Origin of the sequence: Staphylococcus sp. HMSC065D05, assembly GCF_001813195.1 — a bacterium.
Taxonomy (GTDB): domain Bacteria; phylum Bacillota; class Bacilli; order Staphylococcales; family Staphylococcaceae; genus Staphylococcus; species Staphylococcus epidermidis.
This window is the reverse complement of the sequence record NZ_KV811753.1, coordinates 18214-38154: the sequence shown is the minus strand read 5'-3', so window position 1 is coordinate 38154 and position 19941 is coordinate 18214. Positions and strand designations below refer to the sequence as shown.

The 19941-nt window shown below is 31.2% G+C and carries 12 protein-coding genes and 1 pseudogene; 2 read left to right on the top strand and 11 right to left on the bottom strand.

Annotation, left to right across the window (positions count from 1 at the left end; translation table 11 throughout):
- Nucleotides 1-392: 392 nt before the first annotated feature.
- The 3 genes from clpB to HMPREF2897_RS07775 all read right to left on the bottom strand — a co-directional run bounded on the left by clpB (nucleotide 393) and on the right by HMPREF2897_RS07775 (nucleotide 5727).
- A complete protein-coding gene (clpB, locus tag HMPREF2897_RS07785) occupies nucleotides 393-3002 on the bottom strand; it encodes an ATP-dependent chaperone ClpB (protein ID WP_070592891.1) in 2610 nt (869 codons plus the stop codon).
- A gap of 210 nt (nucleotides 3003-3212) precedes the next feature.
- Entirely contained in the window at nucleotides 3213-5036 is a 1824-nt protein-coding gene (locus tag HMPREF2897_RS07780; protein ID WP_002475122.1) for an acyltransferase family protein, read from the bottom strand.
- A gap of 382 nt (nucleotides 5037-5418) precedes the next feature.
- Nucleotides 5419-5727: a metal-sulfur cluster assembly factor gene (locus tag HMPREF2897_RS07775; protein WP_001829290.1), complete on the bottom strand. Its 309-nt coding sequence runs from the start codon at nucleotides 5725-5727 to the stop codon at nucleotides 5419-5421.
- A gap of 112 nt (nucleotides 5728-5839) precedes the next feature.
- Here HMPREF2897_RS07775 and HMPREF2897_RS07770 point away from each other — a divergent pair, with 112 nt between their 5' ends.
- Nucleotides 5840-6661 (top strand): Cof-type HAD-IIB family hydrolase, encoded by an 822-nt coding sequence (locus HMPREF2897_RS07770; protein ID WP_002457181.1) that lies wholly within the window; start codon nucleotides 5840-5842, stop codon nucleotides 6659-6661.
- 77 nt (nucleotides 6662-6738) lie between these two features.
- Nucleotides 6739-8055: a CoA-disulfide reductase gene (locus tag HMPREF2897_RS07765; protein WP_002446059.1), complete on the top strand. Its 1317-nt coding sequence runs from the start codon at nucleotides 6739-6741 to the stop codon at nucleotides 8053-8055.
- A 202-nt stretch (nucleotides 8056-8257) separates the two neighbouring features.
- On the opposite strand, the gene HMPREF2897_RS07760 is transcribed toward HMPREF2897_RS07765, so the two are convergent.
- From HMPREF2897_RS07760 to HMPREF2897_RS12810, 8 genes and pseudogenes are all read right to left on the bottom strand, one after another.
- Nucleotides 8258-8659: a YisL family protein gene (locus HMPREF2897_RS07760; RefSeq protein WP_001831989.1), complete on the bottom strand. Its 402-nt coding sequence runs from the start codon at nucleotides 8657-8659 to the stop codon at nucleotides 8258-8260.
- 354 nt (nucleotides 8660-9013) lie between these two features.
- A complete protein-coding gene (locus tag HMPREF2897_RS07755; RefSeq protein WP_002446058.1) occupies nucleotides 9014-9919 on the bottom strand; it encodes a fumarylacetoacetate hydrolase family protein in 906 nt (301 codons plus the stop codon).
- A 198-nt stretch (nucleotides 9920-10117) separates the two neighbouring features.
- The gene (addA, locus tag HMPREF2897_RS07750) at nucleotides 10118-13774 is read right to left on the bottom strand and encodes a helicase-exonuclease AddAB subunit AddA (protein ID WP_070592889.1); all 3657 of its coding nucleotides are present in this window, start codon (nucleotides 13772-13774) and stop codon (nucleotides 10118-10120) included.
- Entirely contained in the window at nucleotides 13771-17241 is a 3471-nt protein-coding gene (gene addB / locus HMPREF2897_RS07745) for a helicase-exonuclease AddAB subunit AddB (RefSeq protein WP_070592887.1), read from the bottom strand. Before addB ends, addA begins: the two co-directional genes overlap by 4 nt.
- Nucleotides 17242-17361: 120 nt before the next feature.
- On the bottom strand, nucleotides 17362-17937 hold the full coding sequence (gene lepB / locus HMPREF2897_RS07740) for a signal peptidase I (RefSeq protein ID WP_002457185.1): 576 nt from the start codon (nucleotides 17935-17937) through the stop codon (nucleotides 17362-17364).
- Nucleotides 17938-17955: 18 nt separating this feature from the next.
- Nucleotides 17956-18477 carry a signal peptidase I gene (lepB, locus tag HMPREF2897_RS07735; protein ID WP_070592886.1) on the bottom strand — a complete coding sequence of 174 codons (522 nt, stop codon included), beginning with the start codon at nucleotides 18475-18477 and terminating at the stop codon, nucleotides 17956-17958.
- A 3-nt stretch (nucleotides 18478-18480) separates the two neighbouring features.
- Nucleotides 18481-19056: a TVP38/TMEM64 family protein gene (locus tag HMPREF2897_RS07730; protein ID WP_002446053.1), complete on the bottom strand. Its 576-nt coding sequence runs from the start codon at nucleotides 19054-19056 to the stop codon at nucleotides 18481-18483.
- Between the two features lie 293 nt (nucleotides 19057-19349).
- A pseudogene (locus HMPREF2897_RS12810) lies at nucleotides 19350-19838 on the bottom strand (transposase); the annotation flags it as partial.
- Nucleotides 19839-19941 lie beyond the last annotated feature (103 nt).

Sequence of the window (19941 nt, the reverse complement as noted above, 5' to 3'; positions counted from 1 at the left end):
ATTGTAGCCATTTTTATTATTTTGGATGAAAAACTCTTTTTGGAATTTTGCATTTTTATAATGTGCAATTACACTACTCCTTTTACTAATATCAACACCTAAGTAATCGATAAAAAAACCTCCTTTGAATAGTTGAGAAGCTAAAAACTTTACTTAACCTTTCTCATTTCATTTTCCTATACACGGTTTCAGGAACCCAACATACTACAAACGAATTTCAAAAGGCGAGAGTAAAGCTGACTTGTTTTTTATACGGATTTAAAATCCAAGAGTCTGGACAGTCTACTCCTCTCTATAACTATAAAAAATAGCTATGAAAAAATCTATCGTCATAGATTTCTTCATAGCTAATCTTAGTATGTTTTTATTTTATAAATTAATATTGTTCTAGATTAAGACGTAGGTTTAACAACCTTAAAGTCAAGTTCTTTATTGTCATTTAAATCTACTTTAATGATTGTACCTTCAGGTAGACTTTCTTTAATCATCATACGTGCAATTGGAGTTTCTATTTGTCGTTGAACAAAGCGTTTTAATGGTCTTGCACCAAATTGTGGTTCATACGCTTCTTCACCTAACCATTTTTTCGCTTCTTCTGTCACTTCAATTGAGATATGTTGATCTAATAATCTCATATTTAATTGTGTTAAAATTTTATCTACAATCATACTCATATCGTTAACTGATAATGGTTTAAATAACACGATATCATCCATACGATTTAATATTTCAGGTTTGAAGTATGCATGTAGACTGTCCATAACTGCTTTCTCTGTATCATCACTAATTTCACCAGCATCTTTTACATTTTCAAGTAATACTTGTGAACCAATATTACTAGTCATGATGATAATAGTATTTTTAAAGTCAACACTTCTACCTTTAGAATCCGTAAGACGACCTTCATCTAGTATTTGAAGTAATACATTAAAAACATCGCTATGTGCTTTTTCAACTTCGTCTAACAAAATAACTGAGTATGGATTACGTCTAACTGCTTCAGTTAATTGACCACCTTCATCATGGCCTACATAGCCTGGAGGTGCACCAATTAAACGTGATACAGCATGTTTTTCCATATATTCACTCATATCAATTCTAATCATATGTTTTTCAGAATCGAAAAGTGATGAAGCAAGCGATTTTGCTAATTCAGTTTTACCTACTCCAGTAGGTCCTAAGAATAAGAAACTTCCGATTGGTCTATTCGGATCTTTAATTCCAGCACGTGCTCTAACTACTGCGTCAGATACTAAATCAACTGCTTTATCTTGACCTACTACACGTTTGTGTAAGATGTCACTTAAACTTAATAGCTTTTCTCTTTCTGTTTCCACAAGTTTAGACACAGGTATACCTGTCCATTGACTAACTATGTCGCCTATTTCTTCATCTGAAACGACTTCACGAATCATTCTTTCACTATCTTCGCCAGTTTCATCTTGAAAGGCTTCCTCAAATTCTTGCAATTCTTTTTCTAATTGCGGAATTGTGCCATATTGTAATTCTGCTGCTTTTTCAAGATTACCTTCTGTTTGTGCATCTTCAAGAGCTTGACGACTACTATCTAGTTCAGCACGTTTTTCTTGTACTTTAGCAATTTTTTCTTTTTCTTGTTCAACACGTGATTTTAAAGAGGCTTGTTTTTCTTTTTCATTAGATAATTCCTCTTGAAGTTCTTCTAAACGATGTTTACTTGCGTTATCAGATTCATTTTTCAAGGCACTTTCTTCAATCTCTAATTGCATTACTCGACGATTTACTTGGTCTAACTCTGTTGGATTTGATCCCATTTCTGTACGTATTGTCGCACACGCTTGGTCGACTAAATCTATAGCTTTATCTGGCAAAAATCTATCGGTAATATATCTATCAGATAACTCAGCCGCTGCAACAAGTGCACGGTCTTGTATACGTACACCATGGTAGACCTCATAACGTTCTTTTAGACCACGTAAAATTGATATTGTATCCTCAACATCAGGTTCACTGACACTAACTTTTTGGAAACGACGTTCTAATGCTGAATCTTTTTCAATATATTCACGATATTCATTTAATGTCGTAGCACCTATACAATGCAATTCACCACGCGCAAGCATTGGTTTCAACATGTTTCCTGCGTCCATAGCACCATCTGTTTTACCAGCACCTACTAACATATGAATTTCATCAATGAATAAGATGATTCGACCTTCAGATTCTTTTACTTCTTTCAATACTGCTTTTAAACGTTCTTCAAATTCACCTCTATATTTTGCACCTGCAACTAATGCACTTAAATCAAGCTCGAAAATTGTTTTATCGAGTAATGATTCTGGAACGTCTTTACGTACAATTCGTTGTGCTAAACCCTCAACAATTGCAGTTTTACCTACACCTGGTTCACCGATTAAAACCGGATTATTTTTTGTTTTTCGACTTAATATACGTATTGTATTACGTATTTCTTCATCTCTACCGATGACAGGGTCCATTTTACCTTGACGTACTTCTTCTACAAGATCACGACCATATTTTTCTAAAGCTTCATAATTAACTTCTGGATTTTGAGATGTCACATGATTTCCCCCTCTAACTTTAGTTATAATTTCTTTAATGACTTCTGCTTTATTGCCGACCCATTTTTGAGTAGTCTCATCAGTATCTATGGCTGCACGTAATATATGTTCCATAGAAATAAACTCATCTTCATAGGACTTCATATATTTCTCGGCTTTGTCTAATAATTCATTTGTTTTAGAACTAATATACTGTCCATACTGAACATTGTCTCCTTGTACTGTTGGATAATGACTTAATTGATTATCGTATGCTTGTTCTAATTGATTAACATCAATATTTGCTCTTTCTAATATACTTTTAAATAAACTGTCATTTTCATTCATCGCAGCTTTTAATAAAGCTTCAATTTCAATATTTTGTAATTCATATTCTTTACTGTACGCGACTGCTTTTTGTAAGGCACCTTGTACAGTATATGTCATTTGATTAATATCCAATTTATTTCACCTCTATCATTCAGAGTGGGTCAAAGTATAGAAAAATAAATTTGACTTTGACTTTCTTTGACCTTAATTATATTATAGACCCTTCTAATCATTAAATCAACATTAATTGCTCATGTTTTTCATTTTATTATGATAATCAAGTAAAAAAAGAGGAAGAACTCAATTCCAAATGAATAGAGTTCTTCCTCTTTAATTAATATATTATTTCTTTTTTATACTTTTCAATATTTCATCTGTCAATGCCTCTACGCCATCATTTTCAAGATGGATGCCGTCTGGAGCAAAATACTCTGTATGCCCTTTTGAGCGACTATACCAATCAATTAGAGTTACATTCTTTTTATCTTTAGCCGCTTCTGCCATCAACGTATTAACATGGTTTTCATATGATCGTGGCACTCTCGTATTTACAAGATATACTTGTGCCTTTCCAAATTTACCAATCAACTGATCTAATTGTTCTTTAGTAAAATCACCATTTGTACCTAGCTCAAGTATGACTTGATCTGTTGGTTTACGATATTGCTTATATTGTTGATTAACGAGGCTCTCGGCCTGATAGAGTTGACGACCGACTTTGCCATCGATTTTAGCTTTGGGTACTTTCGTTTTAAATTGTTCCCCTATATCTACCATAACTGAATCACCAATTAATAACGGCTTAATTTGCGTATATACATCATTATCTTTTGTATTCGCTTTAGTTTTACCATCGCTTGTTAACGAAATATTATCAATCGGTATCATGTGAATAAGATATTGATCAGCCTCATCGGTATTAAATGTTTGCGCTTTGTTCGATATGGTATCTTTTCCAAACTTATCGAAAACGCCTATTAAAATGAAAATAGTAGGTAAAAGTATAACAAGCGTTACAATAGTTCTAATAAATTGAGGTTTGTATGTTTTTTTAATTGCAAAAGCCTTAAAACCTTGCTTTCTCAATGGTGTTTCTACATATTTAAATGATAATTCTGCAAATAAAACTGTAAGAATGATGTCCAAAATATAAACATACATTGGCATTTGACCATCAATAAAATAGCTATGAACAAAACTCATTATTGGGAAATGCCACAAGTACAAACTGTATGATCGCTTTCCAATATAAACAAATACAGGATTTCCTAATAACTTAGCTAAAATTGTAGTTGGATGAACAACACTTGCAATAATTAGCAAAGTCATTGTTGAAATAAGATAAAATCCACCGTTATAAATCCAATCACTTTCATCACTAACAGTAAAGAATAATAGAATTAAAAATGTAAGTCCTATGATACCCGCACTATTAATCACAGTTTTTAATCCTTTAGGTGGATTGGGATTTAATTTAAAAGGTGGCCAAATAAATGCTAGAAGTACACCTAAAAGCAGTGTCTGCAATCTTGTATCAGTTCCAAAATATACTCTTGAATGGTTCAAGTGAGGTTGAGAAATAACAACCATCATTAATAATGAAACCAAAGATATAATCCAAAACATCAGTATGACATTTTTCTTTTTCTTAACTATAGCCATAAATAATAAGAGTATTGCTGGGAAAAAGAGGTAAAACTGCTCTTCAATGGCTAGTGACCATAGATGCTTTAAAGGCATAAAAGAAAATTGCTCGAAATAATTGACATCTTTAGCAATATACCACCAATTAGATACGTAAAATATTGCTGCTATCATATCATGTTTAACTCTTACAATATGCTCAGGGTGGAATAATAAAGTTGCAATTCCAACAACTACTATTAATACGAATACCGCTGGTAATAGCCTTTTTATACGACGAATCCAGAAATTTTTAAGATTTATTGTTCCAGTATCTTCATACTCTTTGAGTAATAAGCTCGTAATCAAATAACCTGAAATAACAAAAAAAGTATCTACGCCTAAAAAACCACCTGTTAACCATTGTTTATTCAAGTGATAAATAATAATACCAATGACTGCAATTGCTCGCAAACCATCTAATCCAGGCATATATCGCATTTTTTTAGCAGAGCGATATTCATTATTTAATTTTTTTCTCATTGTTACATTCTTCCCTAATAATAATAAATTTTATAAGACGCGTATTTTTTAATCATTTTCATTAGACGCACGCTATTATTTCTAATCAATTTATTTAAACAAATCTTATCCTTATTAAATTAACAAGGTCATTCTTTAGATTACAACCATCCCTGCTATGTAATCAATGTTATTAATGAATATACTTTATAAGATATGCCTCGTTAAAAGGTTATAAGTCTTAAATATTGTAATACATTTGTAATACTAATTCAATTTTATTGTAGAGATAATTTATAAAAATATTAAATCAAAATACAATATTGTATTTTGAATTTCCTTTTATAAAGATAAAAAGAATAGCTACATCATTTCTCAAAACAATGAGTAGCTATCCTTTCAATTATCCGATGCCTAAAGCTATTTTGGCATAACGAGACATCATATCTTTATTCCATGGTGGACTCCATACAATCATTACTTCTGTATCAGAAATTTCCGGTATCTCAGCTAGAACGCTCTTAACTTGTTCAATAATTTGTGGTCCTAATGGACATCCCATCGAAGTTAATGTCATTTCAACTGTACATAAACCTTCATCATCAACATCAACTTTATATACTAAGCCTAAATTAACGATATCTATCCCTAACTCAGGATCTATTACCATTTCAAGAGCGCCTAAGATACTATCTTTTAGTGCTTCTTCCATCAGTATCACCTCTTTAAAATTTTCTTTACACCAATATATCAAATATCCGACAAAACGCCAATAAAATGCTATGATACTGTTACATGATAATTAACAACACAAGGAGTAATATATGCAACCTTATTTAATTTGTCTAGATCTAGATGGTACATTATTAAATGACAATAAAGAAATCTCACCTTACACTAAACAAGTATTAACCGAATTACAACAATGTGGACACTACGTTATGATTGCTACTGGAAGACCTTATCGTGCGAGCCAGATGTATTATCATGAACTCAATATGAACACACCTGTGGTTAATTTTAATGGCGCATTTGTGCATCACCCAAAAGCAAATAATTTCGAAGTGATACATGAAGTACTAGATGTTGAAATTTCTAAAAATATTATTACAGCGCTTCAACAATCTCATATTACAAATATCATTGCCGAAGTAAAAGATTATGTCTTTATCAATAGTTATGATCCAAGACTTTTTGAAGGTTTTTCTATGGGGAATCCTAAAATTCAAACGGGGAATTTACTAGAAAATCTTAATGAGGCACCTACGTCACTACTTGTTGAAGCAGAAGAAGAAAATATTCCTGAAATTAAAGATATGTTAACCCATTTTTATGCAGAGAATATCGAACATCGCCGTTGGGGTGCCCCTTTCCCAGTCATAGAAATTGTGAAACGCGGAATCAACAAAGCACGTGGAATTAAACATGTTCAAAACTATTTAAATATCGCCGACGATCATATCATTGCGTTTGGTGATGAGGACAATGATATAGAAATGATAAAGTATGCGACCCATGGCATTGCAATGGATAATGGCTTAAAAGACTTAAAAGAAATAGCAAATAATATTACGTATAGTAATAATGAGGACGGCATAGGTCGTTATTTAAATGACTTTTTTAATTTAAAAATGCGTTATTATTAAGTTGAATAAACAATCCAAGTGATGATTAAAAAGGTATACGTTTTCTAATATCATACATATATAAAGGAGAGACAGCTATGAATAAAATTATAATAGTCGGTGCAGTTGCTGGTGGTGCGACTTGTGCAAGTCAAATTCGAAGATTAGATAAAGAGAGTGAAATCATTGTTTTTGAAAAAGATAGAGATATGAGCTTTGCCAATTGTGCATTACCTTATTATATTGGCAACGTTATCGAGGACCGTCGTAAAGTTTTAGCATATACGCCTGATCAATTTTATGACAAAAAGCATATCACAGTAAAAACATACCATGAAGTTATACAAATCAATGATAAAAGACAAACAGTTACTGTCTTAAATCATCAAACTAATCAAACTTTTGAAGAAAGTTACGATACATTGATTTTAAGTCCTGGCGCATCTGCAAACCGATTAAACACTCATAGTGATATCTCATTTACTGTGCGAAATCTCGAAGATACTGAGGCAATTGATACCTTTATTACTAATACTAAAGCACAACGTGCACTTGTTGTTGGCGCGGGGTACATCTCTTTAGAAATTCTTGAAAATTTACACCATAGAGGTTTGGATGTCACATGGATTCATCGCTCTACAAATATTAATAAACTGATGGATCAAGATATGAATCAACCCATCATCGAGGAAATAAAAAAAAGAAATATCACTTATAGATTTAACGAAGAAATTAGTCAAGTCAATGGACATGAAGTAACATTCACATCTGGTAAAGTTGAAAACTATGATCTTATTATCGAAGGTGTAGGTACGCATCCAAATTCACAATTTATTAAATCATCTAACGTCATACTAGATGATAAAGGTTATATCCCAGTAAATCATAATTTCCAAACAAATATACCAAATATTTATGCATTAGGTGATGTTATTACTTCACATTATCGTCATGTGAATTTACCGGCACAGGTTCCACTTGCTTGGGGAGCACACCGTGGTGCAAGTATTATAGCTGAACAACTTTCTGGAAATTCGTCTATTCACTTTAAAGGTTATCTAGGAAATAATATAGTGAAATTTTTTGACTATACATTAGCAAGTGTTGGCATCAAACCAAATGAACTTACAAATTTTAATTATGATATGGTTGAAGTTAAGCAAGGCGCTCATGCAGGATATTACCCAGGAAATTCACCACTACATTTACGTGTTTATTTTGAAAAAGACTCGAGAAAACTTTTACGCGCAGCAGCAGTTGGTAAACAAGGTGCCGACAAAAGAATAGACGTATTATCAATGGCAATGATGAATCATGCTACTGTGGATGATTTAACAGAATTTGAAGTAGCATATGCCCCTCCCTATAGTCATCCAAAAGATTTAATTAATTTAATTGGGTATAAAGCACAATAACATTCCACACAATTCATAATTTATGAATAGTATGAGAGAAATAACAAGAGTGACTATTTAGGAAAAGAAAATAAACCTATCATTTTCATATAAAAAGACCAAAATGAATTTTAAAAGAATTCATTTTGGTCTTTCATTTAGGAATAATATGATGTTCATACTTCAATAAATATAAATCATACGCAATTGTATCCAAGCATGTTTAACTTATTCCAAATATTTTAGAAATTGGACCCCAAGGTAAAATAACACCAATAGCCATTGTAATTATGATTAAAATAATAGTAATCCAAAAGAATTTATGGCTAGTCTGTTGTTTTTTTCTTTTAGCAATGGAAATTTCCATAAATGCGATAACAGCTAAACCACATAACATTTTTAAAGTAAGTAGCATATGATTTCCACCTTCACCATTAGAGGCAGCCATAAACTCTTCGATTAATTCCCAAAAACCAGAAATTAATGTTAATAGCATGAATAATCTTAATGCCATATGTAAAGGTTTATAATAAGGTGATGCACCTTGCGTTTTTGAATAATTTAAATAAGTTGCGATAAATAAAATAATTGCTAATACCCAACTTAAAATATGGACATGTAACATGTTTGTCCCCCCATCTTTTTATTTCTAAATCATCATAACATATTTCTAAATTTTTGATGATGCCATAACTTTAATTTTTATCAATAATTAAAATAATAAATATTTTGATAAATATACAAGAAAGTCTAGGATACAAATAATATCCCAGACTTTCTTAACGAATAGTCATTCGATGACTGAATTAAAAATGTATTAATATCTATTTTTTGAACAGAAATTTCAAAATAAGCAAATTGAATTCCAACGCTCAACACATAGAATTACACTAAAATTTTACAGACAAAGCAAGTTAGGGCTTGGGGAGTAATATATTTACTCCACGCCCATTTAACTTTTTAAATCATTGTATAACTCTTAATTTTTAGATATATATGTTGTTAAAGTGCCAATATTATCTATAGTTACTTTGACTTCATCACCTGGTTGTAAAAATTGTGGTGGTTGTAAACCAGCACCCACACCAGCGGGTGTACCAGTTGCAATGATATCGCCTGGATGTAAAGCCACATATTTTGAAATCTTTTCGATGAGTTCATCTATTTTTAAAATCATCTCTCCAGTGTTACCATCTTGTCGAATTTCGTTATTCACTTTTGTTACGATATTTACATTCTCTGGCGTAGGTAATTCGTCTTTGGTTACTATATAAGGACCCATTGGGCATGCCCCAGTTAAACTTTTTGATAAGAATGCTTGATCATGTGAACTTTGCGCAGTGCGATCTGTAATATCATTGATAATTGTGTACCCATAAATATAATCTAAAGCTAATCCTCTAGGAATCTTTTCGCCTGATTTTCCAATTACAATTCCAAGTTCTCCCTCATAGTCCAATTGTTCTGTAATATCTTTATGATTAGGAATTGTTGCTTCATCACCAGTTAAAGATGAAGCCGCTTTGGTAAATACATATAAACTATCAACTTCATGATTTAATTCACTAGCATGATCTTCATAATTTCTACCAAATGCAATCACATTATTAGGAGGTGTCACTGGTGGTAGAAAATCAATATCAGTGAATAAAAATTTAAATTCCTCATCTCTTCCACTTTCTTCAGCTGCGACAACTGCTTTTCGAACTTGCTCTTGAAAGTCTAAAGTTTGATTTTGCTGTAGACCTGCAATTAAAGTTTTAGGATTAAAGTCTTTGTCCCCAAACTCAGCAAAAACCATTGGTAAATCCCAAACAGCATCTTCACGTTTTACTTTAACACCATATGAAGTTCTGTCATTATGTTTGAATGATAGAAATTTCATTCATAATCAACTCCTCATCTATATCTTATTACATATTATAACTATATCTAAGTTCAAATAACAAATATATAAGTAAGAAAATTAAGAAAGTTTATTTGTAATCTTAATAACAGACATATATACAGTAAAGCCGTGTTTTCTTTGTTAGGATGAAAGCACGGCCTATTGTTTCCCACTTTATCAAAGTAACTTTGAATTTTAATTATCTATTTCTAATGTACCAAATTTGAAAAAATATAAATAACCCTTAACAGGTCGTTTAAGTATTGTTTCTAAAGTATTTCGATAATATGTCATTTGTATCTGATATTTTTCTTTGAGCTGATTCCCTATTTCTTCATCACTCATACCTTTTCTTCTATTAAAGGCATCCGTTTTGTAATCAACAAAGTAAAATTGTCCGTCACTTTCATATATTAAATCAATCATACCTTGAATAATGGATACATCTTCATCTTCACTTGTAAGTTCATCAACTTTAATTTGATTTACCACAAAAGGTAATTCAGTATAAACATTATCAGCTTGAGCTATTTCCATATAGAGAGGTCCATCAATGAAATGCATAATCTCATCTATTCTAATATCCTCTTTTGCATCTTCATCAATAAGTTGTTTGTCAATCAATCCATCGATATATTGAAGTAATTCGTCTTTTGTTAAACGTTGTTCTCTAAAAGGTAAATGTTGCATGACTGTATGCATTAAAGTTCCTATTTCATTTGCTTTTCTTTTTTTGGTTTGAGTAAGAAACTTGGGTCTTTCATAAGATGCAACACCAATACGATATTGACGTACTCTATCATAATTTGTATTACTTTCTTCAGTTTCTAACTGGCGTTTTAACTCTGATACCGACTGTTTAGATGGTTTCATCGTGTTAACTTTAAAAGGGTAGTCATAAGAAAGCTGTTGATGAATTTTAATTTTCACATCTTCATTACCAGTATTTATGGCCTTTAATTCTTCGATAGTTCTTATTTCATTATCATTAACTACTTCTTCAGTTGAAACATCCTCGTAATGATCAATCACTATTGATACACGTGGCTTCACTTCAGAATTTAATTGATCAATATCTCTTTCGAATCTTTGATCATTTGGCAATGAAGCCGATTGATGCTTAGCCAAAATACCATAAATAAGAACAAATGGATTTGTAGCAGTAAGGCGTTCATTAACTGCTATATGTGTGTCTGAAACAGCTAATTGTTCATATTTAATTAATGATTTTTCATCTTTGACTCTTCCAACTAAAATAAGTTGCTCTTTTGCTCGCGTCAACGCAACATAGACTAAGCGCATTTCTTCAGATATGAGTTCTTTTTCATTTATTGCTCTATATGCCACAGAAGCAAGCGAAGGAAAAGCCATATCTTTATTTACATCAAAATAATCCATACCTAGACCATATTGTTGATTTAGAATAACTGGTACATTCAGGTCACCTTTGTTGAATTTTTTAGATAATCCTGAGTAAATTACAAATGGAAATTCTAATCCTTTACTACTATGAATCGTCATCATTCTAACCACATTATCGTTAGGACCTACGACATTTTCTTCACCAAAATCTTTCTTACGATCAATAAGCTCATCAATAAAACGAATAAATTGGAATAAACCTCTGAAACTTGAATTTTCAAATTCAACAGCTTTATTAAATAGCCCATATAGATTCGCTCTTCTACCTTTACCTCCAATGAGACCGCTAAAGTACTGAATTACAAAATGATCATTATAAAATTTATCAATTAATTGGTAAACCGGTTGACTATGACTATAATTTTGATATTTTTGTATATCCTGAATAAAACGATTTAACTTGTCAACCAATCTAGAATCAGCTTTTTCATCAATCATATAATTTTTTATAGATTGATAAAAGTAATCATCATGAGGGCTTACAACTCTTATTTTGGCTAATTCTTCTTCAGTGAATTGATATATTACAGAACGCATCAATCCCACTAAATAAATGTCTTGAAGTGGATTATCTATTGTTCTTAAAAATGAAAGAACAAGACGTACTTCAGTTTGCTCAAAATACCCTTCCTTACTATTTACGTGAAAAGGGATATCATTATTTTTAAAAGCTTGTTGAAGATTACGAGCTTGACCAAAACTTCTCTCCAAAATTACGATATCTTTATAAGTTGCTTTTCTGTATTGACCTGTTTTCATATCGTATACGTTTTGATGATTAATAATATCTTTAACTTGTTCAACAATGTAATTCGCTTCTTGTTCACTTCCAGTTAAGTCACTATTTTCTGAACTTGCCTCAACAAGTGCTCGTAATTGAACGGGATGTGAAACTTTGTCATATGGTGCACCAAAATACAATTGCGCTGCATCATCATATGAAATTTCTCCTACTTGTTCATCCATCATATGTTTGAACAAATAATTGGTTGTAGATAACACTTCCTGTCTCGAACGAAAGTTTTGCGATAAGTCAATGCGCAAGCCACTGTCAGTTCCACTACTAGAAAAGCGATTATATTTTTCAATAAATAAACTGGGATCAGCTTGTCTAAATTTATAAATAGACTGCTTCACATCTCCAACCATGAACAAGTTACCGTCGTGTTCTTCACCAGTTTTAATACAAGATAATATTTTCTCTTGCACCCTATTAGTATCTTGATACTCATCAACTAGGATTTCTTTAAAATGTTCACGATACGTTTCAGCGATACGCGAAGGTGAGCCATCTTCGTTAGTAAGAATGCGTAATGCAAAATGTTCATAATCTGAGAAATCCAAAATATTACGACTTCGTTTTTGAACACCAAATGAATGTATCACATCTTGAACTATTTGAGCTAAATAAGCCACTCGAGGAGCAAGTTGTTGCATATCTCTTTTCAAATCATCTGCATTTCTAGAAAAGTAATCATTTTTTACTTTCATAACTAAAGATTTATATTTATCATAATGTTGTTTTGCTTCATTTAAAGCATCTTCTATGCCTTCATTTGCTTCTTTTATTTTGCTATTTATTGCGGGAAAACGACTCATAAATTCATGTTGTGTGATAACATCTGTATTTAGTACTTTACCTTCAATGGCTTTAGTAATAAACATGCGTTCAGTTTCAACAACTTCAAGTTGCTTATCAACACTTTCCATCATTGAGAATAAATCATAACTTTTTTGTAATTCTTCATATCCTGCTTTCATAAAAATCATTGCTAAATCATTGATAAGCTGCATTAATTGTTGCTGTTTATTCTCTTCTTTGTATGGTTGCGCTAATTGATTGAGCCATTCAAATGGTTGGGGATTAGCAATACTGAAAAAATATAACTGCTTAATAATACTTCTAAATTGATCATCATTCCTATCTGATGATAGTTGTTCGGTTAATTCTATAAAGTGAGGATCTAATTTATCATAGTGTTGTTCTAAAACATCATCAATAGTTTGTTCTAATAATAATATATTTTCCGCTTCACTACTTGTTCTAAAATGAGGGTCGATATCTAATACATCATAATGCTGCTGAATCAATTTCAAACAGAAACTGTGTAAAGTCGAAATCTGTGCTTGATGAATTTTGATGCGCTGATTCTTTAAATGTTCATTGTTGGGATCCTTAAAAGATGCTTCCTGTATACGTTTATCAACTCGGTGCTTCATCTCACGTGCGCTTAAATTCGTAAATGTTACAACTAGTAACCGATCTACATCTACATCATCTCTTAGTATACGTTGTATAATACGCTCAACTAGAACGGCTGTTTTACCGGAACCTGCTGCAGCAGCAACAAGTATGTCCTGACCTTTCGCATAAATACTTTGCCATTGTGCATCTGTCCAAATCACATCTTGTGGTTTAGTTGGAATCATGTCTTTTCACCACCTTCAGTTCTTAATTGTTGAATTAAATCTATTGGTTTTATCGATTCATCTACCGTTCTATAACGCTTACTATCTATTAATCCGTCTACATGACAAACTGATTTATAATTACAAAATTGACAAGGTAATACTTGTTTGTACTTCAAGGGTGCCACTTCAGTATGTCCATCCATAATGTGGGTGGCTGTCTCGATAAAATTCTTCTTATTATGTTCTATCAATTGATAAATGATGTTTTCATCAGCTACTTTACTACTACGCTGATTTATAGCGCCTTTAGCTGTTAATGCTATTGGAACAATATCCGAATTATACTTTGGTTCAAGTCTAATATCAAAAGCATCTAACACTTCTTGATCACGATTAAGTAAACCGCTCATTTTAAAGTTTTTGATATAGTCTTTTTGAAATTGGTCTTCATCTATATCTGCCCAACTTTTAAATTTAATACGCGGTTCATGGACATGGAAATAAAGTAGACCCCCTGGTTTCACAATATCTGTAAGACCTAAACGTTCTTTGTTTTGTAATACAATATCCATGTAGGTCATCATTTGCATTTGCAAACCATAATAAACTTTTGTTAAATCGAGTGTTGCACTACTTTCTGAGGATTTATAATCAATGATATTGACATAACTATGATCACCTTTTGTATATGTATCAATACGATCGATTTGACCTCTTATATTAATCGGAATTCCCTGATCGGTAATCAGTGGTTGTGCAACAAGTTCATCTTTGTTTTTAGGTGATTTTCTAAATCCTGTTTCAAATCGTTGGGGCACAAATTTAGAGTAATCCCCTTGATATTTAAGTGCCTTTAAAGTTGTTTCAACGATTGATCCAATCTTTTTAGATAAATATTTATAATACGCAGATGAATTTAACAAATTAAACTGTACTTTAGGTAAAATAAGTTCTAATGCTTCTTTAGTAAGTGATTGAATATTCTTTGTATCTAAATTCTTGAAGTTACCATAAATTCGATCGGAAATATATTTTAAAACTGAATGGAAAATATCTCCTAAGTCAAAATTTTGTAATTCATATTTAGTGCGTTCATTTAATCGTAAACCATGCGAAGCATAATGTTTAAAAGGACATTGTTGATAACCTTCAAAACGAGACACACTAGCGTTGATAGTTTTACCATAAAGTTGTTGTGATAAAGTTTCATTTAATTGGACAGTCTCGTTATCATATGTCAATGACGTAGTAAGATAATCTAAACCTTGATTTAATTGATCATCGTCTCGAATAGCTATATATGCATCCAACCAACGAATATCGATGTCTTCATGGTCTAACCAACCTCTTAAATATTCAAAAAGCTGAATTTTTGTTTGATGTGAATGTTGCATCATTAATAAAGGTTGCGCTTCATGTAAATCTTGTAGATTGGTGATTTCTAAATCATAAAATAATTCTTTAATTTGCGTTAAAAAAGGACTAATTTCCTTCTCATCTCCAGAATTTCCCATTAAACTATATGAAAAAGTAACGCTTTGTTGACACCTTGTCATAGCGATGTAACAAACAAACGCTTCATCCATTTGCAGTATATCTGAAGTTGGACTTAACTCAACATGTGCATTGTCCTCAACATATTTCTTCTCTTCATCTGTAATCAAACTTGATGAAGATACAGTCTGTGGTAATATACCATCATTCATCCCAACCATATAAATATGTTTTTTATTATCAACTTTCGCTAAATCCATTGTACCTATACTAACTTGATCCAAAGTTTGAGGTATCATAACAAACTCTAATTGCTCTAAACCTATATCAAAAACATCTAAAAATTGTTGAAGTGTCATTTCCTGATCATCAAATACAGTAACTAAATCATCTAAAATTTGTATTAAACCGTTCCATACTTGGTCAATTTCTTCGGCTTTTTCTGTTAGACCCGCCAACTCTAATTCATCACGTTGAGTCATTAACTGACTCGGTAGTTCAAAATACTCTAAACTTTCATAAAATGACGTAGCATAATCTTTAACAGTATGTGCTTCATTCATAGCTTGTTCGAAATATAACACTTTATCTATAACATTCGTTTTAAGTTTAATTACTTCTTTGTATAATGCTTGATGTTCTTCAGTTAGTTGATGTGATTTACGTCCCATTCTACTAAACTGATCAATACTAAAGATATCTTCGTCTAACCAACGTTTACCATAAATACCACGTTCTAAAACGAAATTTTCCAGTAAATCAATTAAATAGCTACTTCTTTTAAATTGAGACGTTAATACATTCGTTTTAAATAATCGTAACATTGCATTAATATGCCAATTTGAACGTATCACTTCTAATAAAGAACGTAACATTTCCATGATGGGATGATGTGTCATAGATTTTTTAGTATCAATGTTAAATGATATATCATATGAAGGAAGTATTGACTCGAATAGATATGCATACGATTCATCACGGTATAATATAGCAATGTCCCTGAATTTATAATCTGCTTCTCTGACATCTTTTAAAATACGTCGAGCTACTTCATTTATTTCTTCTCTCATATTTGAAGATTCAAATATTTTAACATGATTTTGATGATGTTTAGGCGTAAATTGTAATGCATCAAACCCATTTTCAAGATTCTTTAAATCATCATTTTTATAGCGATAAAATGTATTAAAATAAGTTTTATTTAGATTTATATTTAAACGATTAGCGATATCCTCCAAATGTGATAAAACTTCAGATGACTTTCTAAACAAACTAAATGGATGGTGGCTGCCATCAGTCGTTAATAACACAGTCACCTGTTTGGCGTGTTGAACAAGTGCTTCTATAATTCTATATTCCAATGTAGAAAAATTATGAAACCCATCAATAAATACTTCAGCCTTTTTTATCCACTGAGATTGAGATAGTATTTCAATGAATTGTTGCAAACTATCCTCTGTTGTTATAAATTCTCCATTCAGTCGTGATTCTAATTGTTTATAAATAAGAGAAATGTCTTCTAATTTATGTTTTGTTCTCGTTTGCATTGAATGATTATCTATCAATTGATCTAAGTGCTCAGGAGTGACATTATATTTTTTAAAATCTTGAATTTGCTCAGCTAACTTTTTACTTAAACCATAGTATTGAGCTTGTGAAGCATACAATTTCAAATCAGACTCATTTTGTTGAACAATATGGAAAATCATCATTTCTAAAGCAGCCTTAGATAATCGTTGTTCTGTTAAACCACCAACTTCTTGAAAAACACGATGACTCAATCTTTCAAAGTGAAGTACTTCAGTTCTCAAACTACCATGAAGTTCGGAATCATTTACAAATGCTTGCTCTAATTGAAAAGTACTCTGAGTAGGTGCAATTAATACTATAGGATCACCCAGCGGGTCTTGCTTCATTTTATTTTTTATTTGAGTAAGCATGGCTGTTGACTTTCCTGTACCTGCTCGACCAATATATGTATTAAATTCCATAACATTCCCTCACTCCTTTAATATTAATCATATCACACAGGTGTATCTTCTAAGAAAAACAAAAAAGAGATTTCTATTTTTTAAAAAGCATGAATAGAAATCTCCAAAGTTGATTGATATTTAATTTTTAGTGTTATTTGGATTGAAGTTAGATTTAAATTCACTGAAAGGCCAATATCTAAGCGATACCTTTCCAACAATTTGGTCTTTGTCAATTAAACCAAATGAACGACTATCTTTACTTACCTCACGGTTATCTCCCAAAACTAAATATTTACCTTTAGGAATAATATTAGATTGAGGATTAGCATTTGGTAAATTTTTTGTTTTGAAACTACCTGTGATATACTCAGTTTGCTTACGTTTCTCGTTATAGTTCAAGTATGGTTCTGATTGCTTTTTACCATTAACATAGAGTGTATCATTTTTATATTCAACACTATCACCTGGAGTTCCAATAACTCTTTTAACATAATCATCTTTTTTATTAGCATGAAATACAATGACATTTCCTTTTTCAACGCCACCTAATTTATAGCCAATAATATTTACCACTACACGCTCTCCATCTTTTAATGTGGGATCCATTGAATCACCTTTAATAGAATATGACTTCCCAACAAATTTAGTGATTAAGGCTATAAGTGCAATGGCAACGGCTATGGCAACAACCCACTCTAAAATTTCTTTTTTCAAAATCTACACCTCTTCTGGTTATTTAAATTGATAGTTAAATTCTTTAAATGGATAATATTTCAAACTGACATCTCCAATGATATCTTTCTTATCTATTAAACCATAGGTTCTTGAATCAGAATGTTTGTTATTATTATCATTTAAAACAAAATATGCTCCCGGTGGAATCGTATCACCATCAGAATTTTTAATTTCTCTTAATGTAATGTCTTTAATATGCCTATCTTTCATATATGGTTCATTTACTTGTCTATCATCGATATAAATACGCTGTGATTTAATACTCACAGACTCACCAGGCTTTCCTATAATTCTGCTAAAATAAGTTTTGTTATTATGCCTGTACATGATTATATCACCACGTTGTATTAGGTCAAACGTGATTTTAATTTTATTAACTATTACTCTATCTCCCGTTTGCAAGGTAGGTGTCATGCTATTATTTGATATCACAGCGCCTACGATTATAAATGATTGAATGAATATTACAATAATAATTGCAAAAGTAAAGGAAATCAAATATTTAATCAATTGTTTCATGTTTTACTCCTTGGTAGAACCCATAAAATACTTTTCTACCTTTTTACTAATAAACCACAATACTACGAGTAACACTATCATAATAAGCGCTCTTAAAGGATTAGTAAATATGGTGAAAATTTCTTTTCCCATTACTCCTAGAATAGTAATTGAAATCAATTTAGAAATAACTAATACCAAAAAGTAATATTTTATTTTGATGTGAGATAAGCTCGCAATAATATTTATTAATGTATTGGGTGTAAATGGAAAGCATAATAATATGAATAAAGGGATAAGCCCTTGTCTATCTATGAAGCTAATAAGCCTTTGAACAGACTTTCTACTTTTTAATTTTTTCATTCTTATTGTATTCACAAATTTTTTACAAATAAGAAAAACAGTAAAAGTACCTGAGACGATACCTAGCCAACTGATAATTATACCTGGAAACAATCCATACGCATGTATTAATAGCACGACGTACAAAGTGAGAGGCAACACAGGTACAATGGCTCTTAAATAAAGCATAATGAACCCAGGAATATATCCGAATTGTCGAAATGCGTCAAACCATTCTTCTAATTGAGAAAGCGACAATACATCAAATCCTTTCTTAGGGTTGTATTACTTATTCATTATAGTTGTAAATGATATTTTTTGAAACATTAAAATTAGGTCAACAACATAAATCAGACTTAGGTAGGAATTAAGAATTTATATATTGATATCTAATTCATCAAATTTTGCTATTTCATTCTTTATCAAAAATCTAATGAAGTGAATATTTATTATTTCCTATCTGAATTTGACTTTTTATTAGTCTGACGTTACTCAATTTTCATTTTCTCTTATTAACACACATAATAAAAATGAGTCCGAGACATAAAGTTCTAGGATAAGTAAATAAAGACAATTTCTATTGAAATAATATAGAAATTGTCTTTTTTATAATTTTTTTGATCATTTTCAGCTCGTTGAGCTGTTACTTTTCTCATATTAAGTGCCATTAGCACAAATCCTAGTTCTCTTTTGGCTTTATTTATCCCTCGAATGGACATTCGAGTGAAACCAAAAATAGCCTTCATAAATCAAAAAACAGGATCCACACTAAATTTTCTTTGACTGTAGATGGTTTTTGTTTTTGGTTCTGAAAGCTTTTTATTAATTTTGTCTTTAAAATATTCCCAATTATAATTCTTCATTATTTTTTTATTTGTTTTGAATTAAAGTTCATTCATTGATGTTTCAGAGGACATTCGGAACAATCATCACATTCATATTAATTTAAAGTCTCGTTTAAAACTATATTTATCATAGTGATAGGCATATCTTTTAAATTCTAGTCTTTGATTGTTCGGACAAATGAATTCATCGTTAATTTAGTTTAGTAATGTTTATTAAATTATACGAAAGTGCCTTATTTTTATAAGTATTTTAGTGTAAAATTCCATATAAACACAAAGTATTTTGGCGAGACTCTTG